Source organism: Dyadobacter sp. SG02 (genome assembly GCF_900109045.1).
Lineage (GTDB): Bacteria > Bacteroidota > Bacteroidia > Cytophagales > Spirosomataceae > Dyadobacter.
In genome coordinates this window covers 663,370-686,522 of record NZ_FNYL01000002.1, presented here as the reverse complement: position 1 = coordinate 686,522, position 23,153 = coordinate 663,370, and the positions used below count along the sequence as shown (strand labels likewise).

Below are 23,153 nucleotides of genomic sequence, written 5' to 3'. Positions count from 1 at the left end.
GAAATACAAAGTACTTTATAAATATTTGAACAAAATATACCGCAACTATGAATCTGATCAACCGCCTTGCCGCATGTTACGTTGAAGCGAAAGGGAACAAATGGTTCCGCTATTTCGCCACTTTTTGCCGCATTGGCGTGGCGCTGGCCTTTGTTCCTTCGGGTTTTGTGAAAGTTAGCGGAGAAAGGTTCACTGCGCTGCCTTCGAACCATCCGCTCGGGCATTATTTCGACGCCCTGCATTTGACCGGCTATTATTATACGTTCATCGGCGCCGGTCAGCTGATCACCGCCGCCCTGTTGCTCATCCCGCGTACCGCGGTACTGGGCGCGCTCATGGCTTTCCCTATTATGCTCAATATCACCGTGCTGGTACACGCCACCCGTTTCGAAGGCACGCGCATTGTCACACTCATTTTGCTGGCGAACATTTTCCTGCTTTGCTGGTACTTCGACAGGGTCCGGTACATATTGCCTTTCAAATGCGCCGAACTGGGCATACCGGAATACAAACCCCTCAACAACAAATTTCCGTTCGCATTCTTCGGGATGGTGATCGCCATTGTTGCTACGGTGATCATTGGCAACATGTATCTGTACAACATCCGCCCCGGCAACTCCGAGCTTGAATGCACCAACGGCTGCGGCGGGCCTAATGGTGACCCGGCTTGTAACCAGTTCTGCGACTGCATTTACAACCGGGGCATGCCGCTGGACACTTGCCTGAAAATTTACGAGAAGGCGTCAAAAAACCGTTAAATCATCGAAAAATGCCGGATACTCATGAAAATTACCAGTAAATAGTTTCAGCGCAACGACGTCGGCGCGGTATGTTACGTTTGCATTGTTTTTCGGGTGACCTGGAAACAACTTATCATTAGCCATGAAAATTAACACTTCGACACCGGCCCTGCGCTGGTGTTTCTTTTTTAGCGGCCAAACGCTGCGCCAGCTCAAAGAGGTGGTTTGAACGTTGCAAGAAATTTTACTTTAATTTATTTTATATAAAATTAAATTATATATTTGATCAGTAAGGTTAAGAACACATTTCAACTACTAACCAACCTGACAAATGGCAGCAATAGAAGTACCCGGCAACGCCCACGGCACCGGCAGAGCAAGAAGCAGGGTTTCCACCCGCGTAGATATGACACCCATGGTAGATCTGGGCTTTTTACTGATCACATTCTTCATGCTCGCGACTACGATGAGCAAGCCCACCTCGATGTCGGTATTCTTCCCGGATAAAACCACCATTATCGAGACCGAACCAATCCGCGCTTCCGGCGTTCTGACGCTTTTCCTGGGCGATCACGATCAGGTGTATTACCTCGATGGCATTGCCGCGGATGACGACCGTGCTTCTGCATCCCTCCAAACCACCCGCCCAGGATTTGAACTCAGGAACGTGATCTTCGCTGCGCAAAAACGTGTCGCCGCCCTGCCACGCCAGGGAAATGATGACCGCTCTCTGATCGTGGTGATCAAACCGACAGCCGTTTCGAGCTACAAAAACATGGTCGATGCAATGGACGAAATGGCTATTACGAAGTCGAGGCGGTATGCACTGGTAGACAAGCTTACCGAAGCGGAAACGAAACTGCTCGGAGACCGGCTGTCTGGAGACAAGATCACGCATTAGCCGAAATAAACGGAATCCGAACCTGATCAGCTAAGGCGCTATCTGCGATTTCCGCTCTGTGAACGAGAACCATAGCAGAATGGCGAAAGCGGTAATGAGCAACGGCGCGGCGATCAGGTTCACCACATTCCATCCCCAGCGGTCGAGTGCCGCGCCAGCTGTGAACGACGATATAGTGGCCACGGCATACACCATAAAATCGTGAAATGCCTGACTTTTGGCGCGGTCGCCCGCGGCGTAGGATTTGGTAAGCAATGCGGTACCACCGATAAACATGAAGTTCCAGCCGACGCCGAGAAAGATCAGTCCCGTGGTGAAATGGAACAATTCGGTGCCCGAAAGCGCGAGGGACAAATGCAGCAGGAATATCAGTATCCCGCATAAAATGACCCGCACCGCGCCGAAACGCTGGATAAGATCGCCGGTGAAAAAGGAAGGTACAAACATCCCGAGCACATGCCATTGAATGACAAGCGACGAATCGTCGGCATTGTACCCGCATATCTTCATGGTAATGGGCGTGGCGGTCATCACCATCAACATCACGGCAGAGCCTACCGACGACGAAGCGATGGCGCCGATGAAAGCAGGGCGTTTCAGAATCTCCGAAATCGGCCGCTCCTGTGCGCTTGTACCTGCGAGCGTGCTCTCGCGCGTATCGCGCCGGAGGCACGAAACAGCTACAACGGCGCAAAGTGACAATGCCATGATCGACAAATACGAATACAAAAACGGTATCTCACCTATATCTTTCGTAAACCGTGCGATCGACGGCCCTGCCACGGCGGCGAAAACCCCGCCGGAAACTACCCACGAAATGGCGCGGCTCCTGTCGGCCTCCTCCACCGACTCGGCCGCCGCAAAACGGTAATACTGCGAAAAACCCTGGTATGCACCGATAAACATATTGCCCACCACGAACAGCCAGAAATCGACCAGGTAAATGCCGAGCGACGTCAATGCCCCGGCCAGGAAACCCAGTCCGATCCCGAGCATAAAGCCTGGTTTTCGCCCGTATTTTTTCATAAACATCGAAGCGGGGATCAGCGCGGCGGCTGTTCCGATGCTGATCACCGCGACGGGCACCGTCGCCAATGCCTTATCGGCAGCGAGGTTGTACCCTACCAGCCCCGACAATGCGGCCACCAGTATCCCGGCCGTCTGAAAAAAAGCCTGACCAGCTACGAGGGGGAAGACGTTTGCCAGAAACCGGCCTTTTGTATTCATCGACATATCAGCTTTTCGATGGGTATCCAAACACATAAACCGCCGAATCTACATCAATGCGCCACTACATCCGAGCCTTTCAATAGGTTATTTCGCTCCGGCTGTTCCGTTTCGCTATTTTTAGCGTCGCACGGAAAACCTTTTGGCTATGCATATCCCTTCCCCCGACGAAGTCAGGACCATCACGGCGATCACCGACCCGGCGATCCGCAATTTGCGCATTACCCAATGCTACAACGAGCTTTCTGCCGCATTCATCGGCCGCACGGGCCCGGTGGCCAACTGGTGTACATTTGCTACCTGGGCTTCCAAACAGGCCGGACAGAGCATCCGGCGTGAAGATCTGCTCAGAAGCGTGGAAGCCAGGCTGAACCTCGGCCAAATGGAGGAATTGAAGGCACTGTGGCGCATTGCCGGCGAGCTGGGAATCGATAGTGCTTTACAACAAAAGCTGCTCGGCATTATCCGCAACACGTGGCTGGCGGGCATTATCGATAATATCAGCGAGGCCGTCGGACGTGGTAACCGGAAGGTATTCGAGGAAATCGGCTGGGAGTTCGCGCGGTTTCTTTCATTATGTTTTAAAGATCAAACCTTCAATCAGCAGCGGCTGGATGCATTTTGTGCAACATTCAGGCCCGGAAGCCCACCCGACGGCCAGCAATATCTGCAACAGGCATTTACCCATTACTATCACGCATTCTTCGAACAGGAACCACAGCTACGGACGGAATTGCAGCTGCTGGCCAACCTCGAAATCGGATTTCACGAGCAGACGCGCCTGCAACCGGAAATCGCGTCGTCGCTGAATGCAGCATTTGCGGTGAATAAGGAGATCGTCCGGAAGAAAATCATTGACGCTTTTTTCCCGCCCGAAAGCTGGCTGGCCCGCATTCGCCTGGGTTACCTGAAAATCACCGGCAAAACGTCCCGGCTGGATACCGCCATCGACCAGCTCCTGAACCGCCTCCAAGGCATGGTACGGGAACAGCTCACCGCACACCTCATGACGCTGACCTTGCCACCCGATCTGCGACTGTCGCTGGGCAAAGACCTCAACAGGGCCTACCCGGATAGTTTGCTTCAACTCTCATACGCAGGCCTGCTCGCGCTGCTCGCCGAGATCGATCCCACCCCCGACAGCGTTTCGCAAACCGGCGCCGTCGACTGGTCCGATCTCCGGGAGCGTATACACTACATCGCGGATTTGTTCCGCTGTTACCACCTCGACCCGGTTTTGTACGCTGCCGCATTCACATTACAACAGGTCGAAGCCATGAAAGCGGGAAAGTTGCCCGCCGGGAAGCTGTAAGATTGGCATGACAAAACCGCCGGAAAGCATGTACTCTCCGGCGGTTTTGTATTCAACATTCGACATTAGCGGGGTTACTCCTTTTGGATCTAGTTATCCGCGAGAGCCAGCGACGGATAGTCGATATATCCATCTGCTCCTGCCGAGTAAAAGGTGTTATAATCCGGCGCATTCAATACGGCATCCAAATCGATTCGGGTAACGAGGTCGGGGTTGGCCAGAAACGGCTGACCGAAAGCGATGAGATCAGCGACGCCCTCTTGCAATTTTGCTTCCGCAGTTTCGGGCGTGAAACCGTTACAGTAAATAAGGGTCCCTTTAAAATTCCTGCGAATGGCTTCCAGTGTTTCCGCTTCGATGTCGGGGCTTAACGAAATGTGAATATAGGCAATGCCCAGGTCGTTCAGTTTCGCAGCAAGGTATGCATACGTTTCTCGCACTTCGTTCCGGTCGTAAGGCGTCATGTCGTTATAAATACCATAGGGCGAAAAGCGGATTCCGATCTTTTCCTTGCCGATCGCGTCGGCTGTTTTTTGCACAATTTCCAGCACCGCCCTCGAACGGTTTTCGATCGGGCCACCGTATTCGTCCGTACGATTGTTCACATTCGGGTTGAGGAATTGTTCGAGCAGATAACCATTGGCATTATGAAGCTCAATACCATCAAAACCGGCCCGAATGGCATTTTGTGAGGCTTTTACAAATTCATCGACTACGTCCCTTACGCCCGCGGTCGTGAGTGCTTCCGGCTGCGAATGCGGCAGCATACCTTCCTGGTCGGTCCACATTTGCCCTTCGGCGGTAATGTCCGACACGCCTACCACACGTACGCCCTCGGGCAGGTTGTGCGTATGCGCTATCCTGCCTGTGTGCATGAGCTGCATGAATATCTTGCTGCCGCCCCGATGTACCGCGTCAGCTACATTTTTCCAGGCTTCGGTTTGCTCGTCACTGAAAATGCCCGGGATGCGCGCATAACCCAGTCCTTCGGGTGCCGGCGCGGTACCTTCCGTGACGATCAGCCCGGCGCCGTTGCGCTGGGTATAGTACTCGACCATGAGGTCATTGGGAAGGTTATTAATGGCCCTGGACCGGGTCATGGGCGCCATTACGACGCGATTTTTCAGGCGGAGTGTTTCCGTAATATATTCAGTCAGAATCTTTTTCATTTCACTTTGCTGATTGTTTGATACAGCAAAGCTATTGCGCAAGACAGGAACAAAATAACCTGATATGGCAAATAAATAGTCCTATCCGACAGATTGAAATTTCTTGGGCGTCTTGCCGTGATGCTTCGCGAACAACCGTCCGAAATGGCTTAGGTTGGTAAAACCCAACTGATAACCCACCTGCGAGACGGTCAGGCCCGGCTGCCGGAGCATCGATGCCGCCTCTTCCATCCGTGCGGTTTGATAATAGTTGTAGATACTGTCCCCGAACACCTGCCTAAAAAGCTGTTTCAGCTTCGTTTCACTCATATTGGCTAGTTTGGCGAGGTCGCGCAACTGGGGCGGCACCGAAAGATCGGCTACCAGTGTATCCCGGACGGTCATGAGCATCCCCGCGTCGAAGTTGTTGAGCTGGCAATGCTTTTTGTCTTCGCGCTGGGCCAGCTTGCTGAACACCTGGTACAGCAGCTCCTGGGCCTTCACTTTGTAATAGAACCGTTGCAGGGGATCGGCGTTTTCGCTCTCGAACAAGCTCCTCAACGTTCGCTCGAAGTCGGGGACCATGAGTAAATGGTACAAAAAGGTGCTGTTCGCTTTGGTGACGGTTTCAATGAGTTGGTTGGGCTCGGTGGGGCCGAGCAACTCGCGGAGCAATGCGGCCCCGACGCCTACCGACGTGAAATGGATTTCATGCCCGGGCGGAAACCGGATCTCGGAACTGAGATCGCCGGACGACACCTCGACGGACGCGGCGTGCGTTTTTGTACAATTAAAACTGCCCTCGCGGTTCGAAAGAAAGTTATTCGGGAATGCCGCGCTATAAAAAATGACTGTCACCAGGTCGCTGGAAGCTTCCGGCGCGATTCGTTTTAAAACAAATTCTTCGCGTAAGGTGTATTGGTGAATATGTAACCTGAAATCTTCACCGAGATCGATCCGCCTGATATTCCCCTGCCCCATTTTAGCCGGAATCCTCAATTCATCGCCCAGGACCGGCAAGCCGAACTGTTTGGAAAAATCCGCCAGAAAATCCACACCGGCGCCGGCTGAGAACTCGAATGTCATAGTATTATAGGTAAAAAGCGATGTCCGATCCTGCTATTAACTACGTCATGTAACAAAAATCAAAACCAACAAATTCACGATTTTACCGCCCAAAACTTGCTTGAAAAGCCGCATTACGAATATATTCGCCGCATCGTTAAATAGTATTTTTCTCAGGTATGCGTACAAGGAAGATCATTCCGGGTGTAGTTTTTTCGCTTATTTTCTCATTATCAGCAGTATTTGCACAAAACAAAGTCGACCTATCCAATGCCCTCAATGCCGCACGACTGAAAGCGGAGAAGGATACGGCCTGGCATAAGATCGAATTCGGGGCTAATCTTAACCAGGGGTCGTTTAGCTCCAACTGGACCGGCGGTGGTGTGAACTCGGTGGCGCTCGGTGTGTTTTTTAATGCATTGAACGAAAAGAAGACGGGGAAGAACTCCTGGCGCAATGATTTCCAGTCGCAATACGGCATTGTCCGCAACAAGGGACAGGAGAGCCGCAAGAATGCCGACCGCATTTTCTTCGATACCAAGTACAACCGCGAACTTTCCCCGAAATGGAGCTTCTTCGCGAACCTCAACTTCCTCTCGCAGTTCGCGGCGGGTTACGAGTACAGCGGCGCGTCGGATTCCATTCAATTTAAAAGAAAGGTTTCAGGACTGTTTTCGCCCGCTTACGTCACTGAGGCAATCGGTATCGAGTACCGTCCCGCACCCTATTTCTTCGTCGATCTGGCGCCCGGCGCATTGCGGCAAACCATCGTCGTCGACCGCGATTTGTACGTCAATACACCCGACCAGAAAAACTACGGCGTGCCCATAGGCAAGCGCGTACGTACGGAAGCCGCGCTCATCCAGCTCGTAGCCAACTTCGACAAGGATGTGGCCAAGGGCGTCAACCTGAAATTCCGGTACCTGATGTTTTCGAGCTTTCAAAACCCGTTGGAGATCGACAACCGCCTGGACGCCCAGCTGACTGCGAAGATCAACAAGTATGTGAATGTTAATCTCGGCGCCATCGTCGTGTACGACAAGGACCAGAGCAGCAAAATCCAGTTCGCCCAGGCATTGAGCATCGGCTTCCTTTTCGCACTGTAATCAGGCGGCAGCCAGTTTCCAAAGCGTGCCGTTGGGTGTAGTGTAATCTTCCAGAAGGCCTTCTTTGTGCAGCGCACGCAGCTGTTGTTCGGCGCTTTCGAAACTTTGGCCCGTCAATCCGGCGAATTCTTTGGCAGTCAGTGTCGGATATTTGCCGAACAGATCCTGCCAGTTTTTACTGTACCAGGCCTTGGGAGCGCCCGGATGCATTTTGGCAATCGCGGCCTCGAACACTTCATATGGTTTAAATCCATAAACTTTCTCGTACCGGCCCTCACGGTCGAATACCAGGAGCGTCGGAAAACCGCGGACAGACCATTCCGCCGCCAGCTGCAAGTCAGCCTCGAACATTGTCACGGCGTTGTTCTGATAGTCTTCTTCGAATAAAGCGGCGTCCAGCCCGGCGTGGTTCGCAGCATCTGCCAAATGCTCCCAGCGGGCAATATTCTTCTTTTCGAGAAAAACCATTTCCCTGATTCTCCGCAAAAATGCAATGGCTTTGTCCTCGTCCTGCATTTGCGCGGCTTTGAAAGCCACCGAAGGCGGATAGGACGAATGCAGCGGATCTTCCAGCCAAACGTCGCCGACAATGGGCATCTGGTAGTAGTGGCTCACCTCGTCCCAATGCGGTGCCACGTCGGTGGGCTTGCTGATTCCCCCGCTGTTGTAGGACCAGTCGGGTAGCAGGCCGCCCATCCGGTATTCGAGCTCCACGAGCTGGCCGTATTCCAGTTTCAGTTTACGTAGTTGCGGCTCGATGCCCCAGCAGGTGGAGCAGATCGGGTCGGTGAAATAAATGATTTTGACCGGCTTTTCCCCCGGTTCGATGGCCCCCGGTCCGGCGGCACCCGGTTCGTTTTCAGTGTGCACCGACGGCAGTTCACAAATGCCGCTTTCGGTATCGCAGAGCAGTGGATTGTTTTTCATACACGAAATTAATCCGACCATAGTTTCCAATTGTTATGCATTTCCCTTTGGTAACCGGTTACCTCTTGGAAACTACCGGGCCGCTTTTTAATTTTACACCTGACCCTATCTGGTAAAAAGATGAAAAAACAGGCCTCCTGCAATACCTCCCAGCAATGCCGGAAACGAATCCTGGCTATCAAAGACGCCATGGAGATACTTTCGGGAAAATGGAAGTTCCATATCCTGGGAACGCTGCTGCTCAACGACAAAATGCGTTTCATGGACCTGCTCCGCGAAGTGGACGGCATTGCCGCCAAAATGCTTTCCAAGGAACTGCACGATATGGAAATGAACCAGCTCATCACCCGCCGCGTGCTCGATACGAAGCCCGTCACCGTCGAATACGAACTCACGGAATATGGCCGGTCCGTAGAACCGATCATCAACGAAATTGCAGGCTGGGGCATGCTTTACCGCAGCGGTGTGGTGGCGTAATCAATTAAAAATAGACTTGCGGTTACTTAAAATATTTTTGTTAATTGCCGTTAGTCTAATGTATCAAATCAGCCAGCCATGCAGAGATTTCAACGATTATTTAAAGCAGCATTATCCGTAACTACCTGTGCCCTTTTGACTAACGCAGCCCACGCGCAGCTAAGCCTGGGATTGAAAGGCGGTGCTAATTTCAGCACGCTGGTGACCGAGAACAGCAACATCGACAATTTCAAAACCCGGGTAGCGCCTAACTTCGCGGTCGTTTTTAACTACCGGCTTTCGCCGGCGTTCAGCATTCAGGCCGAGCCGGGATTTTCGGGCCGTGGCGGCGTGTTCCGCCCGCAACAGGGACCTCCGATCGTAATAGTCCCCGGTGCGCCGAGACAGGTGGTGGAAAAAGGAGCGATCAAAATCGGCTATTTTGAATTGCCCCTGCTGGCCCAGTACCGGCCCCGCCTGACGGAAAAACTGGAAGCAATCATTTCCGCCGGTCCGGAGCTTCGTTACCGCGCCGGGTCGCGAAAAGAGGAGGCCACGATATCCACCTACGTGAACGACGAGAAAATCGGGACGGTTAAACACACCGAATCCTACTCGGGCGACGACGCAGGCAGCGCATTCGATATAGGCGCGGTAGCCGGGGCGGGCCTCGCCTACCCGATTGGCCGTTTGAAAGTGTTCGTGGAAGGCCGCTATCACCTCGGATTGCGTAACCTTTCCAATCGCGACGATGTCAAAGTTCACAACCGGGGCGCCTCGGCAGTACTGGGCGTGACGATTCCAATACTCAAATAAACCCATTTTAAACCCGAAAAGCATGTCATCCGTACCCGTATCCATTGCCGTTCTCCCTTTTGTGAACCTGAGCAACGACCCCGAAGAGGAGTATTTCAGCGACGGCGTTACCGAGGAGATCATCAACGTACTGAGCCGTGTGCCGGGCTTGCAGGTGGCGGGCCGGACGTCGTCTTTTACATTTAAAGGCAAAAGTCAGGACGCGCAATGGGTCGGCGGGCAGCTGCAAGTGGGCCATATTCTGGAAGGCAGCCTGCAAACTTCGGGTAGCCGGTTGCACATTACAGCGAAACTCTTGAAAACCGCAGACGGTGCTCAGGTATGGTCTGAAAAGTATGACCGGGCGTTGGAAGACATATTCGATGTGCAGGAAGAGATCGCGCAGGCTATTCTCGGGGCGGTTAAAATAGAACTATTGGGCGAAGAGCCGGTGATCGCGTTCAAGCGCTATACCCATCACAAGGAAGCTTACCAGCTTTACCTCCGCGCCCGGTTTTACCACAACAAATTCGGCGGAAGCGACGATTACCACAAGGCCATCGGGTATTTCCGGGAGGCGCTGGCCATCGATCCTTCGTATGCGATAGCCTATTCCGGCATTGCGTCCTGCTACCTGAATATGTGGTTTTACAGGCATTTACCGGCGGAAAAGGCTTTGCCGCTCATGAAGGAGGCTACCGAGCAGGCTCTGGCGCTCGACAACGCCATTGCCGAGAGTTACCTCGCGCTCGCACGTATGCAAATGCTGTACGAGTGGGATTTTACAGCCGCATCCGCATCTTTCCAAAAAGCATTGGAACTGAACTGGAACACCGCCGACCTCCACGGCCAATATGCGCTATACCTCGCCCTCACCGACCGCCCCGCCGAGGCCGGGCAGGAAGCGGCGCAAGCGCTGGCGCTCGAACCGTTCTCGCTGATCAACAATTTCTACGCGGCTTATGTGTACTGGATTTCGGAGAGGTTCGATCTGGCCGTGGAACAGGGACGCAAGCTGGTGGCGCTTGACCCGTCGTTCTGGGGCGGGCATATGCTTATCGGACTGAACCTGATCACATTAAAACAGTACCCGGCGGCCCAGGACGCGCTCGAAACGGCACTGGAAATCAACTACAACGGCATTACGCTGAGTGCCTGCGGTGTACTTTTCGGGTTGTCGGGCGAAACGGAAAGTGCGGGGGATATTCTTACGCAAATGGCTTCACTGGGGAAAACCAGCGTCGTGGCAAACTACGACCTGGGCATTGTGAACGCGTCCATCGGAAAAAAAGAGGTTGCAGTGAATTATTTCCGCGCGGCAATCGACAAACACGAGCCGCCGATGCTGTTCTTTAAATACATTATAAGAGATTGGCTTTCAGGAAATCTGTACGACGACCGATACGAATCATTGATTAATCTCCGCCATTAATTTTACAAATAATATATTTCCGTTACAACATCAAAATTTTATTCTACCTTTGGCACTTAACAAAAAAAGTAACAGTATGAACAAGGGAAGAGTAAAGTTCTTCAATGAAACGAAAGGTTTTGGTTTCATTACTCCGGAAGATGGCGGAGATGACATTTTTGTACACACATCAGGTCTCAAAGACAATGTTCGTGAAAACGACGTTGTTACTTACGAAGTTGAGAATGGCCGCAAAGGATTGAATGCAGTCAACGTTACATTGGCCTGAGCAATCATATACACGGCAGACGAATAATCCTCCTTTCCCGGGAGGATTTTTCATTTCAGAACTCGTAACCATCCGTTTCCCATGGCATTTATCGATATTGTTCTTCGCCCTCCTTCGTACGGATGGCAGGATGAACACGGAAATCTGATCAAACCCCGCCCCGGCCAGATTTTCGCCGAATTCTTCAAACGGTTAAATGTCGTGCAGGACAAGCGGAACTGGCTATCGCTGATGAGCTGGGTGAAAGTGCTCTGTATGGTGCCGTTTCTGGCACTTTTTATTTTCAAATTTTTCAATCTCTGGCTGTTGCTGGCGGCATTTGTGTATAGCATGTTCATCATGGGTACGCATGGCACGATCTGGCACCACCGCTATTGTACACACGGCGCGTACAAGTTTAAGAACCACTTCTGGCGGGTTTTTACGCAAAATCTCACGGTTTGTATGATCCCGGAGGAAATATATGTGGTCTCGCACCACGTACATCACGCCAAATCCGACCGTCCCGGCGATCCTTACAATGCCGAAGCCGGGTTTCTCTATTGCTTCCTGGCCGATGTAAACCATCAGCCGATCGCGTCCGACCTCAGCGAACGGGAGTACGACCGCGTGAAATCGCTCATGCGGCATACCGGTGTGATCGCCAATTCCTATCAGCAATACCTCAAATGGGGCTCTTACCAGCATCCCGCAAGGGCAGTCCTCTACTGGCTGCTCAACTGGTCGTTCTGGTACGCGGCATTCTTCCTGCTCGGCGGCCACGCGCTGGCGTGTACATTGTTCGGCGCCGCCGGTTTCTGGGCAGTGGGCGTGCGTACTTTTAATTATGAAGGGCATGGAAAAGGCGAGGACAAGCAACGTCCGGGAACCGACTTCAACCAGAACGACAAGTCGATCAACCAGCTTTGGCCGGGTATTGTGGCCGGTGAATGGCATAACAACCACCACCTTTTCCCCAAAAGCGCCCGGAGCGGCTTTCAGCCCCATCAGGTGGATCTTGCATGGTATTATATCAAATTAATGAGCAAGCTCGGCGCCATTTCCAGTTACCACGATTCCAAAAAACAATTCCTAAAACAATACGAATCGCCCTACCGCGAGGCGAAGCAAAATACCGCGGTTGCCGAAAAACACTGATCTCGGGCTCCTGCCCATTCCGATAGATTGCGCGGTGTTGTATCTTTACAACTCCGATGAGCACCGCATTCGTCAAGTGGTTTCTGGTTGTTGTTACCCTTCTCCTGCCGCAACTTCCTTCGTGTGCGCAGCAGGGTAACCCGGCTGTTGCCCATAAAAAAATCAAACTGCAAAATATTTCCATCGACGACGGCCTCTCGCAGGGGTACGTGAGCCGGGTTTTACAGGATAAAACCGGTTACCTGTGGATCGCCACCGCCGACGGCCTCAACCGCTATGATGGCTACGAGTTTGTAGTGTACCGAAACAGCCCCGATAGCCGGTCGATCGCCTCCAATTCCATTAAAAAAATGTGTCTGGACCGCGACGGAAGGCTTTGGATCGCCTTCGCCCAGGGCGGCTTGGATCTGTTCGATCGCGGTTCGGGAACGTTCATGCACGTGATCCCCATCGGAAGCCGGCCCATTACGACAGATCCCGACGGTTTTTCGTTCCTCGGCCCTTACCGCAACGGCGTGGCCTTTATACGGGACCGGCAAATATTCGGCGTGGACGCCGGGCTGCGGATACGGCCATTGTCGGCCGCAAAGGATTCGGGGAGACCCGTCTGGGGCATTATGCCCGACATTCACACCTCGGCCAACGGGCGGATATGGTTGCTCGATGCGCATTCCTCCCTCTACGAGCTGCAAATCGACACCACCGCCAACCGGTACCGCTTCGTGGAGCGTGCCGTTCCCGCCGCATTGGCCCCGGGCAATGCACCTAAGGAATGCCGCCAGTTTTTCGCCGTAGACGAATTCAACGGGCTTGTTTACTTTCAACAATACAACAATCTGTACCGGCTGAACCTGAAAACCAATGTTACCGACCTGTTCATGCAGCATACCGGTTTCTGGACATTCCTGTTCAGCGCGGTCGACCACAATGGTAATATCTGGTTCTCCAACTACGGTAAGCTCTATTTCGTGGATACCGCCGCCCGCAAGGGATGGTTTATCGAAAGTGCCGATCGCGACATCGAGAAAAAGAACGTATCTACGGACGGCGCCTGTTACCTCGACCATACGGGCAATATCTGGGTCTGCACGCTGGGTTACGGTTTGACGAAGATCAATTTGCGGAACGCCAGTTTTCACCATGTCAAGCGGGAGCGGGCGATTAATTTTTCGAGCAAGAAAATCTATACGAGCGTCCGGGGCGACTTGCGGGTTACGCCCTGGGAAGGCGAGGACTGCCTTTTTGATACCATTCAAAAAAAACTTGTGCCCGGCGAAGTTCAATTCAGCGACAAAGGCCTTGAAAAGAACGGCCGGGCTGTTCCGCTTTACCCGTTTACGCCGGGATCGGGCAAAATCCCCGCCGACATTCTCGAACACGGCAATTATTACCTGCTGCCGGTGCACAACAGCCACATATGCCTGATCGAGCCCGACCGGAACTTCGCAACCGTTCTTTACAAGGAAGATCAGATTGTGTACGAATGCCCATACCTGCTGGCGCCCGGGCATCAGGTGTGGTTTGTGGCCGACAACCAATTCCTGCGCTCGCTCGACCTCGCGTCCGGGCGCTACCTGAATATGCCCCTGCCGGTACAGGCGGGGCTTGCACGCGAGACGATTGCCCGCGACAGAAGCGGCAATATCTGGCTGGCGGTAGAAAACGGCATCGCCGTTTACCGGGCAGCCACACGCACGTGGCGCACGTATTTGCATAACCCGAACGGAGGGTTGCAGCCCGGCGGCATACTATGCTTTTTCTTCTCCACCGCTGATCCGGAGCATGCCTGGATAGGTTTTGAAGGAAAAGGGTTTTGTAAAATGAATGTTAAAACCGGTGCCTGCCGGTACTATACCATGGAAAACGGGTTGCCTAACAACGTCGTTTACGGCATCATGCAGGATAAGACCGGCAACCTGTGGATGAGTACCAACAGCGGATTATCTTCCTATAATGCCAGGAGCAACCAGTTCCGCAACTATACATTCGAGGACGGCCTGCAAAGCAACGAGTTCAACCGGTACTGTTTCGCGCAGTCGCCTTCGGGAGCGATGCTCTTCGGGGGAGTTAATGGCGTCAACTACTTCCATGCGGCCGATATTACTTCGCGAAGATCGGAGACGCGTGTATGGCTTACCGATATGCTCGTGAATGGCAAGACCGTCAGGCCCCATCAGGAAATGCATTTACGCCACGACGAAAACATGATCGCCTTCCGCTTTGCATTGTCGGACCTGACCAATCCCAAACAGAACCAGTTTACATGCAAACTGGAAGGCATCGATCAGGATTGGTCGCGGATGAGCACCGACCATCATGCAGTCTACACCTACCTTCCGCCCGGCGATTACGTATTCAGGGTAAAAGGCATTAACCGCGACGGGGCTGGCGCCGGCAATGAAATCCGTTTCCCGTTCAACATCGCTACCCCGTGGTGGCAAACATGGTGGTTCCGCGCGCTGCTCGTCCTGGCGGTAGGCGCGACGGTTTACGGGCTGTACCGCTACCGCCTGGACCAGGTTTTACGCTTGCAGGCCATGCGCAACCGCATCAGCGCCGACATGCACGACGAAATCGGCAGTACGCTGAGCAGTATCAGCTTTTACAGCCAGGCATTATTGATGCAAAACCCCGACGAGGCACAACGAAGCGTGCTCGAAAAGATCAAATCCAATGCGCAGGATGTGCAGGACGGGCTAAGCGATATCGTGTGGAGCGTAAAGGCGGATATGGACAGTTTTGAAAGCCTGCTGATAAGAATGCAACGGGTGGGGAACGAGCTGCTGGAACCCAAGCATATCCACTTCCATTTCAATGCCGACGCCAGGCTGAAAAGCCTGAACATCGACATGATGACCCGCAAGAATTTCTACCTCATTTTCAAAGAGGCACTTCACAATGCGGCCAAGTATGCGCAATGCGGTAATGTATGGATCGATATCTCGACAACCCGGCAGCAGGTGGTGATGAAGATCCGCGACGACGGCAAGGGGTTTGACACAACCACGCAAAGCAACGGTAACGGCCTCGGTAATATGCAGCATCGCGCGGCTTCCATCAAAGGCGAACTGGGAATCCATTCCAGCCCCGGCAAAGGGACGGAGATCATTCTTTCCATCAAAACCCCGCATCAGTAGCAAATATTTGCTATTCACTTTCCTGTACGGGTAACTTACATTTGTCCATGGCCAACCGGATCGTAATTTTCGATGACAATGAGGAGCGCTTGAAAAGCGTGGAAATGCTGCTGAACCTCTCTCCCGATTTCGAATGTGCAGGTACATTCAAAAATTGCAACAATTTGCTGGAAGACATTGCCCGCACGGCACCGCATCTGATATTGATGGATATCGACATGCCCGGAATGAACGGCATCGAAGCTACCCGGCTGATCCGCAAGCACTACGACCTGCTGCCGGTCATTATCCAGACGATTTTTGAAGAAAACGAAAAGATATTCGATAGCCTTCGCGCCGGTGCCAATGGCTACCTTTTGAAAAAAACCAATCCCGATAAGTTCCTGGAAAGCCTCCGCGAGGCCCTCGATGGTGGTGCGCCGATGACCGGCAGCATTGCCAGTAAGGTTTTGCTGTACTTTTCAACCGAGCGGCAATCCGCGAACGAATACCACCTCACCGAAAGGGAAAAGTTTATCCTGGGCCTGCTTGTGAAAGGATTCAGCTACAAAATGATCGCCAACGAATGCAAAATCGCCTACAATACGGTGAACAACCATATCCGCAATATCTACGACAAATTGTACGTGAACAGCGCCACGGAGGCGGTGAGCCTCGCCATTAAAGAGCGGCTGGTTTGAAATAGCGATACCAGGAAAGCAGAATCATCAACCCTGCGCGTTTCATCGAAATACGTAGAATAATTTCTATCTTGGCGACTATTCCGTACGCATTTAGTTTTGCCAGTGAAGAACAAAAGCACCCGTTTCTCTTACCTCTTTCTGTGTTTGATGGTCTGCAATGCCTTCAATGCCTGGTCCCAGGCCGGGCTACGCGAATTTCGCATGGAACATTTTACCGATGAGGCCGGCCTGCCTCAAAACAGTATCTACGGCATTGTGAAAGACGACCTGGGGTATATATGGCTCTCTACCGAGCGGGGCCTGGCCAGGTTCGACGGGAAGAATTTTACGGTTTTCGACAATTTTGGTAAAACATATTCCTCGGCCAGCATAGGCGTGTTCCGCATCGATCCACGCCCAGAACCCTCCGGCTTTTTCGCAACCAACACCGACGGGGATTATATCCATGTCCACCACGGCAAGGCTGAAAGGGATACGGCAGTCTTTCGCTTTTTAAAACGACAACCCTTCCTGTTTCCCGGAAAGGAAGAAGGACAGGTGATGGAGCGGCTTCCGACATTGTATTATGGAAACCCTTTCCCGGTCTATTCCGTATTTCCTGCCGGTTACGGCCGTTTTTTTGTCTTTACCGGGAAGGTGCTCGAATATTATTCCAATAAAAAGTTCGCCGGAAGGGTCTCCTGGATCGACGAGGAATCAAGGAATTTCTTTCAGATGGGAAACAGCCTTTACCATCTTAAAAACGGACAGCTCAACCGGTTTACCCCCGATTCGGGAACGCTCGGGGTGCGGCAAGTCAGTTTGAAAGGTGCATTGACCGACGAGCCTTTGTACCGGCGCGGCAAATACCTGCTGCTCTGGAACAACGTCACCAACCAGACGTTTATACAAGTCGGTCAGTCGGTTTACCGCCTCCTGCCCGAAAAAAACGGCGACCTGAAAGCCACGCTGATATTGAGCGGATTCAACTTCGACAAACAGCAGCTCACTGCCGTGTACCACGACGAAAAAGCCCATCGTGTGTTCATCGGCAGCCAGTTCACCGGTCTTTTTGTATTTACACGGAACAAGTTTACGACGCTCGCGACGCCATACCCCGGGGCCGACCAGGTGTACGGCGGCCAAGCCCTTCTGAATAAAAACAGCATTTTATCCAATCAGGGCATTGTGTACATGGCCGATGACTCGGGCAATACCACCAGCCGGCAGTTCCCGCTGATCACGACCAGCGTATTTTGGGCCAAATCGAGCATACTGAGGGATGACAAAGGCTTCATCTGGTGCAAACGCGCCGAAAAACTGATGATGTTCGAACCGGATGGCTCGGCCATCAGAGCGAGCTGGATATTGCCTTCCGAGGTCACCCAGCTCTACCAGGGCCCCGACAAAACGATCTGGATCCAAACCCGCAAGGAGGGCCTTTACACGATGACGGCCCCGCTCGCCGCCGGCAGCCGTCCTGCATTGTTTCTGAAAGGTCCGCTCATTAACATATCGTGGGTGGTCGAACAGCCGGCCGGCACACTCTGGGTCGGTACGGGCCAGGGGCTATTCCGCATTTCGAGGAAAACGAAGCAGGTATCGGCGATCAAAGGGCTGGAAGGCATGTATGTACGGAGCCTGCACATATCGCCGAACAATACGGATATCTGGATCACGACCTACAAAGACGGCTTTTTCCTCCTGCGAAATGGAAAACTCACCCGGTTTCCACTCGACCGCAAGGGATACCTGGCCAATGCGCACTGCATTGTAGAGGACAAAAACGGTTTTTTATGGATACCGACCAACCGGGGGCTGTTCCAGGTGCTGAAAAAGGACCTGTGGGATTATGCCGATAAGCCCACGGAAATCTACTACCACCACTATTCAAAAAACGACGGCTTCAATAGCAATGAATTCAATGGCGGATGCCAGCCATGCGCCGTCCGAATGCCTTCCGGGGTCGTATCGTTGCCTTCCATGAACGGACTGGTGTGGTTTAAACCCGAACAAATATCGGCGGAGATACCCGACAAGAAGATCGTCATAGACCGGATCGATATCGACCGGAAAACCGTGGTGGCGCCGGGGAAACGCATTACTTTTTTGCAAAACCAGAAGCAGCTGAGGTTAGAAGTAAATACATCTTTTCTGGGTAATGACTACAATGTTGAATTTTCCTATACGCTCACGAAGCGCGGCAACGCGCCTACGCCCGCCGACTGGCTGGCCGTAGACGCGCCTGTTCCCAACAAGGCGACAATCACCATTTCGAGCCTCGGGAAAGGGCATTACACTTTATATATCCGCAAAAAGAATGGTTTCGGCACGGACAATTACGGCTACGAAACCGTCGATATCGACGTTCCGCCGTTCTGGTACCAGACGTGGTGGTTTTACCTTTCAGTCGCGCTGGCAGTGCCCCTGGCGGTGTTTTTCTACCTGAAACACAGGATCAGGTCGGTACAGCGGCAGAGCCGGCTCCTCGAACTTCAGATCAGCGAACGAACCAGCCAGTTGCAGGGTACGTTGCGCGACCTCGAAAGCTCACAAAACGAGCTCCTTAGCCAGATGCACCTGCAATCGCGGCTGATGGCTTCTATTGCGCACGACGTCCGTTCCCCGCTGGGCGCGGCCATTATCGTCGCCGGCGAAATGCAGAAAATGATCGAACGGCAGGAATTCGGAATGGTGTCGCTGTTTGGGAAAAACATCGAAGATGCATTGCGGATGGTGAAGGGCTCGCTGGAAGATCTGCTCGCGTACGTGAAAATCCAGGTGTACAAACACGAACCCAAGAGCGAAAGAGTGGCGCTGCAAGAGTTGCTGGAAGAGAATATGCAGCTCTATGGCAAAAACACCAAAATCAATTCCAACACATTTCTGAACCTGATTCCGGCGGGTACTTTCATCGACACCCACCAGCAGCTGCTTAAAATCGTGATCCACAACATCATCGATAATGCCAACAAGTTTACCGATAACGGTGAGATCAGGGCGTACATTTCCCGACGCGACAACCGGTTGCAGCTGGTGATCGAAGATACCGGCCGTGGAATTTCGAAGGAACTGCTTGCGTGGTTTATGGAAGACAAGGCATTGGCGCCCGCTTCGCAGACGGGCATCGGCCTGGCGATGATCAGGGAACTGGCGCCTTCGGTGACGGAACGCATTGAAATGGAACGACTGGAACCGGGAACGAGAGTTACACTGACGTTCCGTGCATATTCGCAAACCTCCTGATCGGCTCCCCGGACGGCGGCTCCCGGAGTGCGACTCCCGGAGCGACGACTCCCGAAACTACTCCTCCCGCAGCTTTTTCGCCAGGTCGATCACATTATCTACACCCAGTTTTTCAAAAATCCGGGCTTTGTAGGTACTCACGGTGTTGGACTGAATATCGAGTTGGGCGGCTATTTCCTTTACCCATTTACCGGCAACCAGCAGATCGGTAATTTCCCTTTCACGCCCCGAAAGGCTTTTGATCCCGACCGGGCGCTTCCGGTTCTGTTTACCGAAGGTGGCCACGTCGAGCAACCGCTCCTGTATGGCCGGGCTCACGTAGCGGCTTTTTTTGACGACCGTCACAATGGCTTTGACCGTCTCGCTTTTTTCGGCAGTTTTGGAAAGAAAGCCGTTTGCCCCGGCGGCGATAAATGCCAGCGCGTTCTTTTGCTCGTCGGCGGCGGAACAAACCAGAATAGGCGCATCCGGCTGGAACTGGCGGATGCGGCCGATCATCCCCGTGCCTTGTCCTCCCGGAAGTTCGATATCGAGCAGGATCAGGTCGTACGGATTGCCGCGCATAGTGGCAATGGCGTGGTCGAAACTTTCCGATTCGGAAATACTGGCCTGACTGTAAAGTTCCTGTAATACGATTTTCATACTCATCCGAACCAAAAAGTGATCTTCAACGACGAGGATGTTCATGACCTGCATGTATTGTGGTGGTTTGGGCTGTAAAATAACACGCAATTGTAGTAATAATTCGGAAATTTTTAGTTCCAGTTTAAACCAAAACGGTTTCCGTTTTTCCGCCGGTTGTCTTGTGAATGCTCCGTTTGTGAACCTGGGTTGAGATTGAAACAGAACAAACCTACCACCGACGGGATGTTTCAATTTTTTGGTATGCGAAATAGTTTTTATGCACTAAGGTCTATTAAATAGAATTAATACTATTTAACAATAAAAATAATTCGCTATATCAATTTGGGTATAATATCTAAAAAGCCTCCCACGCACAAAAAAAGGGTTCGTAAACCCAAGATTTACAGACCCTTTACATTAAATTATACCGGTTTACTCAACCGGCTCCGGCGTAACTCCGGATATCAAAGACATTGAAACCCAACACAACCGGGTTTCCCGGAGCGGATTTGAAACGGATTGTCGTCGATCCGGGAGCTATGGTAATGCTGTTGGAAAGTACGGAGGATGATATCGGGCAGTAAACAGGCCAGTCGCCCATGGCTACCAGGCCTTTGATGATCAACTGCTCCGCTGCGGTAAAGCTGGCGTCCGACGTGAGGGTAAGGGTAATGCCATCGGCGGCGAGTAGAGAACCTACGGCGTGGGTAAAGCTTCCGGTAGTTCCGAAATAGGTCTGCCAGTCAGCGCTGTCGATCCACGGCGGAGTGGATGGCGACGCCCATGCCTGGTGCAGCGACGAGGAATTGTACCACGGCCCCGGCGTGACGGCAACCGTTGCGAAATGATCGAATTCGACGGACACGGTGACGTTGCTGGATGCAAACTTCCTGCTCACATGAAATGCGGCCGAGCTGCCTGTCCACATTCCGAAATAGTTGGGATCGTCGCCGGGCACCCAGGAATCGGAAACATCCGGGTCGTCGTGGGCGGAGTTAAACGAGAAACTCGTTCCCGAAGAAGCCTTCAGGGTATTTTTGAGGTCCGAAAGCGAAGGCGAGAAATCGGCAGGTTTCGCATTGGGTCCTTCATAGGGTTCCAAAACAGCCTGCGCGCTCTGGATCAGCAGCTGTGTGGAAAGGTCGGAGCGCCCGATGTTGGCTACCTCAGGCGCATTTACCAGCGCCCATTGAAGCCAGACGGTCGGCAAGGTATTGGTGGGCGGGGGTGGCGTGATCGTCTTTAAGTAAGCCTGCCACGCTACATAAGTCTCCGCACCGATGTCCTTCACAAAAGCGCTTTCGGGGAATGAAAGCCCATTGACCACCGCCGCATACTGACTGAAAAACGTAGGCTGCTGATAAATCCAGCGGTTGTATTTGAGCGTCACAGGCGGAATTACATTGAAACAATCCCAAAGGCCCTGGTCACTCGTGGGCACTGCGGGCGGTTGCAGCAACTGGAAATGCAGGTTCGACAGGTTCAGGCTGGCGGCCAGCTGGTTGTACCACCCGTCGGTAATGGCCGTCATCGCCTCGGTAGGAGTATCGTAGGTAGTGATCATTTTGCTTCCTGAAAGATGGTTTCCGCACACACGGGTAAAATCAGAAAAAAGAAGGCCGGTGTTACCCGGCCTTCCCGAAGAAAACACTACGCGGTCGCGAGGCTGTTCGGAATGAACGCTTTGGCGGATTCGAAAAGTGAAACGCCAAGATCCGTAGAGTGGCCGACAAATTCACCTGCCGACAATACATTCACACCCAGCACAATGGGAACACCCGGAATGCTGCTGGTCGTGATGGTCATATTGCCTTCCTGGTTAAATTCAACACGGTTGGAAGACGAACTGCCACTATCGTTCGAATAGAATGGCCAGAAACCGGACGAACCGCTGGTCGTGATCGTCTGCTGATCCACAGAAGAATACTTGGCATTGGAGGTAACGGTAATAGACATACCCGACGCCACGATCACGTTGGCGCCGAAATACTGCATGTTACCGTTCGGGCCAAACGTATTGTTCCAGTTGATCGACGACTGATCGCTCCACGGGTTACCGGTTTGGTTGGCGAATGCCAGGCCCATGGCCGAAGAATAATACCATGCGCCCGGCGTATTGGCCAGCACGAGGACGTGTTCGAAACTGGCGCTGACGGTGATATTGCTGGAAGCAAATTGTTCGCTGAGCGACGATGTGGAGCTACTGCCGCCCCACAATCCAAAGAAGCCCGATTTCGAGCCGCCTGCCCACGAGCTGCTCACATTTTTGTTCATCGTACCGCTATTGAAGTTGAACGAGCGTGAAGGGGAGCTGGCTAATTGGGTTACCAGGTCGGCGTAGTTCAGTTGCCAGTCGAAGTTGGCGGGCAGGCCCTTTTCGGTGGTATACACTAATGTAAGCTCGTTCTGTGCGGTAGCGATCGGGTCGAGCAGAATGGCTGCATAATCGGAAGAACCGATATTGGCCACCTCCGGCGCGTTGAACATCGCCCAGTTTCTGAACATCGTCGGCATCTGGTTCATGGTCACCCCCGACTGTGTTTGTACGTAAGCATGCCAGGCGGCATAGTTTTCCGCTCCGATGTCCTTTTTCACATCGATTGTCCGGGTGGGAACCAAAGCCGAAAGCAAGCCACGGTAATTGTTATAGAACTGGTTACCGCCGCTGGCTACAAACTGGGCGGTCAAAGTTTTCGGGGGGATATTGTTGTAGTAAGCCCAGAAAGTCGGGTTCGCGGCAGTACCGCTGGCAATCGGCGGTGCTGGCTGGATAATCTGAAAAGAATCCTGGCTTTGGCCCAATCCCTGGATCAGCCCGTTGTACCAGCCGTTTTGTAGGTCTAGAAAATCGCTCATTGTGACGTATGAATAATCCCCTGTTGTAAGACGTGCAGGATCCGTCCCCGTAATAATGCCTTTACAGGTAAGCCCGTTTTTTAAAGTGGTTGCTGAGCTCCACATTACAAAAGC

20 protein-coding genes are annotated in these 23,153 nt (G+C 52.6%); 12 read left to right on the top strand and 8 right to left on the bottom strand.

All coding sequences use genetic code 11. The features are described from left to right. The first annotated feature begins 47 nt into the window (after nucleotides 1-47). Entirely contained in the window at nucleotides 48-758 is a 711-nt protein-coding gene (locus tag BMW93_RS06370) for a DoxX family membrane protein (RefSeq protein ID WP_143061611.1), read from the top strand. On the opposite strand, the gene BMW93_RS06365 is transcribed toward BMW93_RS06370, so the two are convergent. Continuing rightward, the gene (locus BMW93_RS06365) at nucleotides 744-956 is read right to left on the bottom strand and encodes a hypothetical protein (protein ID WP_090374351.1); all 213 of its coding nucleotides are present in this window, start codon (nucleotides 954-956) and stop codon (nucleotides 744-746) included. The two genes, BMW93_RS06370 and BMW93_RS06365, sit on opposite strands and share 15 nt — an antisense overlap. Before the next feature lie 115 nt (nucleotides 957-1,071). Here BMW93_RS06365 and BMW93_RS06360 point away from each other — a divergent pair, with 115 nt between their 5' ends. Beyond that, entirely contained in the window at nucleotides 1,072-1,641 is a 570-nt protein-coding gene (locus tag BMW93_RS06360) for a biopolymer transporter ExbD (protein ID WP_090374350.1), read from the top strand. A 30-nt stretch (nucleotides 1,642-1,671) separates the two neighbouring features. Here the strand turns inward: BMW93_RS06360 and BMW93_RS06355 are convergent, their stop codons facing one another. Then, complete coding sequence (locus BMW93_RS06355; RefSeq protein ID WP_218147668.1) at nucleotides 1,672-2,874, bottom strand: MFS transporter; 1,203 nt, start codon at nucleotides 2,872-2,874, stop codon at nucleotides 1,672-1,674. A gap of 142 nt (nucleotides 2,875-3,016) precedes the next feature. On the opposite strand from BMW93_RS06355, the gene BMW93_RS06350 reads away from it, so the two are divergent. Then, nucleotides 3,017-4,180 carry an uberolysin/carnocyclin family circular bacteriocin gene (locus tag BMW93_RS06350; protein ID WP_090374349.1) on the top strand — a complete coding sequence of 388 codons (1,164 nt, stop codon included), beginning with the start codon at nucleotides 3,017-3,019 and terminating at the stop codon, nucleotides 4,178-4,180. A gap of 89 nt (nucleotides 4,181-4,269) precedes the next feature. On the opposite strand, the gene BMW93_RS06345 is transcribed toward BMW93_RS06350, so the two are convergent. Together BMW93_RS06345 and BMW93_RS06340 are read right to left on the bottom strand one after the other, a co-directional pair. Then, entirely contained in the window at nucleotides 4,270-5,349 is a 1,080-nt protein-coding gene (locus tag BMW93_RS06345) for an alkene reductase (RefSeq protein ID WP_090374348.1), read from the bottom strand. Between the two features lie 81 nt (nucleotides 5,350-5,430). Then, a complete protein-coding gene (locus tag BMW93_RS06340; protein WP_090374347.1) occupies nucleotides 5,431-6,414 on the bottom strand; it encodes an AraC family transcriptional regulator in 984 nt (327 codons plus the stop codon). A 158-nt stretch (nucleotides 6,415-6,572) separates the two neighbouring features. On the opposite strand from BMW93_RS06340, the gene BMW93_RS06335 reads away from it, so the two are divergent. Beyond that, nucleotides 6,573-7,499: a DUF3078 domain-containing protein gene (locus tag BMW93_RS06335; RefSeq protein WP_090374346.1), complete on the top strand. Its 927-nt coding sequence runs from the start codon at nucleotides 6,573-6,575 to the stop codon at nucleotides 7,497-7,499. Here the strand turns inward: BMW93_RS06335 and BMW93_RS06330 are convergent, their stop codons facing one another. Next, nucleotides 7,500-8,426 carry a ClpXP adapter SpxH family protein gene (locus BMW93_RS06330; protein WP_090374345.1) on the bottom strand — a complete coding sequence of 309 codons (927 nt, stop codon included), beginning with the start codon at nucleotides 8,424-8,426 and terminating at the stop codon, nucleotides 7,500-7,502. Between the two features lie 120 nt (nucleotides 8,427-8,546). On the opposite strand from BMW93_RS06330, the gene BMW93_RS06325 reads away from it, so the two are divergent. From BMW93_RS06325 to BMW93_RS06290, 8 genes are all read left to right on the top strand, one after another. Beyond that, entirely contained in the window at nucleotides 8,547-8,903 is a 357-nt protein-coding gene (locus BMW93_RS06325; RefSeq protein WP_090374344.1) for a helix-turn-helix domain-containing protein, read from the top strand. Between the two features lie 78 nt (nucleotides 8,904-8,981). Next, nucleotides 8,982-9,698: a porin family protein gene (locus BMW93_RS06320; protein WP_090374343.1), complete on the top strand. Its 717-nt coding sequence runs from the start codon at nucleotides 8,982-8,984 to the stop codon at nucleotides 9,696-9,698. A 22-nt stretch (nucleotides 9,699-9,720) separates the two neighbouring features. After that, complete coding sequence (locus tag BMW93_RS06315) at nucleotides 9,721-11,109, top strand: AraC family transcriptional regulator (protein ID WP_090374342.1); 1,389 nt, start codon at nucleotides 9,721-9,723, stop codon at nucleotides 11,107-11,109. 76 nt (nucleotides 11,110-11,185) lie between these two features. Further along, entirely contained in the window at nucleotides 11,186-11,377 is a 192-nt protein-coding gene (locus BMW93_RS06310) for a cold-shock protein (protein WP_090374523.1), read from the top strand. A gap of 81 nt (nucleotides 11,378-11,458) precedes the next feature. Further along, a complete protein-coding gene (locus BMW93_RS06305; protein WP_090374341.1) occupies nucleotides 11,459-12,514 on the top strand; it encodes a fatty acid desaturase in 1,056 nt (351 codons plus the stop codon). 56 nt (nucleotides 12,515-12,570) lie between these two features. Next, nucleotides 12,571-15,651 (top strand): sensor histidine kinase, encoded by a 3,081-nt coding sequence (locus tag BMW93_RS06300; protein WP_090374340.1) that lies wholly within the window; start codon nucleotides 12,571-12,573, stop codon nucleotides 15,649-15,651. 47 nt (nucleotides 15,652-15,698) lie between these two features. Further along, nucleotides 15,699-16,331 carry a response regulator transcription factor gene (locus BMW93_RS06295; RefSeq protein ID WP_090374339.1) on the top strand — a complete coding sequence of 211 codons (633 nt, stop codon included), beginning with the start codon at nucleotides 15,699-15,701 and terminating at the stop codon, nucleotides 16,329-16,331. A gap of 204 nt (nucleotides 16,332-16,535) precedes the next feature. Next, nucleotides 16,536-19,559 (top strand): two-component regulator propeller domain-containing protein, encoded by a 3,024-nt coding sequence (locus BMW93_RS06290; protein ID WP_177194026.1) that lies wholly within the window; start codon nucleotides 16,536-16,538, stop codon nucleotides 19,557-19,559. Nucleotides 19,560-19,616: 57 nt separating this feature from the next. Here BMW93_RS06290 and BMW93_RS06285 read toward each other — a convergent pair whose 3' ends face one another. The 3 genes from BMW93_RS06285 to BMW93_RS06275 all read right to left on the bottom strand — a co-directional run bounded on the left by BMW93_RS06285 (nucleotide 19,617) and on the right by BMW93_RS06275 (nucleotide 23,039). Then, on the bottom strand, nucleotides 19,617-20,255 hold the full coding sequence (locus BMW93_RS06285) for a response regulator transcription factor (protein WP_229240226.1): 639 nt from the start codon (nucleotides 20,253-20,255) through the stop codon (nucleotides 19,617-19,619). Between the two features lie 364 nt (nucleotides 20,256-20,619). Then, the gene (locus BMW93_RS06280; RefSeq protein ID WP_143061609.1) at nucleotides 20,620-21,747 is read right to left on the bottom strand and encodes a hypothetical protein; all 1,128 of its coding nucleotides are present in this window, start codon (nucleotides 21,745-21,747) and stop codon (nucleotides 20,620-20,622) included. Nucleotides 21,748-21,833: 86 nt separating this feature from the next. Then, entirely contained in the window at nucleotides 21,834-23,039 is a 1,206-nt protein-coding gene (locus tag BMW93_RS06275; RefSeq protein WP_090374336.1) for a hypothetical protein, read from the bottom strand. Between the last annotated feature and the right edge of the window lie 114 nt (nucleotides 23,040-23,153).

What these genes read in the sequence shown, in the direction of transcription:
- BMW93_RS06370 (WP_143061611.1), top strand. Translation starts at nt 48, where the DNA reads ATGAATCTGATCAACCGCCTTGCCGCATGTTACGTTGAAGCGAAAGGG.
- BMW93_RS06360 (WP_090374350.1), top strand. Translation starts at nt 1,072, where the DNA reads ATGGCAGCAATAGAAGTACCCGGCAACGCCCACGGCACCGGCAGAGCA.
- BMW93_RS06355 (WP_218147668.1), bottom strand. Translation starts at nt 2,874, where the DNA reads ATGTCGATGAATACAAAAGGCCGGTTTCTGGCAAACGTCTTCCCCCTC.
- BMW93_RS06350 (WP_090374349.1), top strand. Translation starts at nt 3,017, where the DNA reads ATGCATATCCCTTCCCCCGACGAAGTCAGGACCATCACGGCGATCACC.
- BMW93_RS06345 (WP_090374348.1), bottom strand. Translation starts at nt 5,349, where the DNA reads ATGAAAAAGATTCTGACTGAATATATTACGGAAACACTCCGCCTGAAA.
- BMW93_RS06340 (WP_090374347.1), bottom strand. Translation starts at nt 6,414, where the DNA reads ATGACATTCGAGTTCTCAGCCGGCGCCGGTGTGGATTTTCTGGCGGAT.
- BMW93_RS06335 (WP_090374346.1), top strand. Translation starts at nt 6,573, where the DNA reads ATGCGTACAAGGAAGATCATTCCGGGTGTAGTTTTTTCGCTTATTTTC.
- BMW93_RS06330 (WP_090374345.1), bottom strand. Translation starts at nt 8,426, where the DNA reads ATGAAAAACAATCCACTGCTCTGCGATACCGAAAGCGGCATTTGTGAA.
- BMW93_RS06325 (WP_090374344.1), top strand. Translation starts at nt 8,547, where the DNA reads ATGAAAAAACAGGCCTCCTGCAATACCTCCCAGCAATGCCGGAAACGA.
- BMW93_RS06320 (WP_090374343.1), top strand. Translation starts at nt 8,982, where the DNA reads ATGCAGAGATTTCAACGATTATTTAAAGCAGCATTATCCGTAACTACC.
- BMW93_RS06315 (WP_090374342.1), top strand. Translation starts at nt 9,721, where the DNA reads ATGTCATCCGTACCCGTATCCATTGCCGTTCTCCCTTTTGTGAACCTG.
- BMW93_RS06310 (WP_090374523.1), top strand. Translation starts at nt 11,186, where the DNA reads ATGAACAAGGGAAGAGTAAAGTTCTTCAATGAAACGAAAGGTTTTGGT.
- BMW93_RS06305 (WP_090374341.1), top strand. Translation starts at nt 11,459, where the DNA reads ATGGCATTTATCGATATTGTTCTTCGCCCTCCTTCGTACGGATGGCAG.
- BMW93_RS06300 (WP_090374340.1), top strand. Translation starts at nt 12,571, where the DNA reads ATGAGCACCGCATTCGTCAAGTGGTTTCTGGTTGTTGTTACCCTTCTC.
- BMW93_RS06295 (WP_090374339.1), top strand. Translation starts at nt 15,699, where the DNA reads ATGGCCAACCGGATCGTAATTTTCGATGACAATGAGGAGCGCTTGAAA.
- BMW93_RS06290 (WP_177194026.1), top strand. Translation starts at nt 16,536, where the DNA reads ATGGAACATTTTACCGATGAGGCCGGCCTGCCTCAAAACAGTATCTAC.
- BMW93_RS06285 (WP_229240226.1), bottom strand. Translation starts at nt 20,255, where the DNA reads ATGCAGGTCATGAACATCCTCGTCGTTGAAGATCACTTTTTGGTTCGG.
- BMW93_RS06280 (WP_143061609.1), bottom strand. Translation starts at nt 21,747, where the DNA reads ATGATCACTACCTACGATACTCCTACCGAGGCGATGACGGCCATTACC.
- BMW93_RS06275 (WP_090374336.1), bottom strand. Translation starts at nt 23,039, where the DNA reads ATGAGCGATTTTCTAGACCTACAAAACGGCTGGTACAACGGGCTGATC.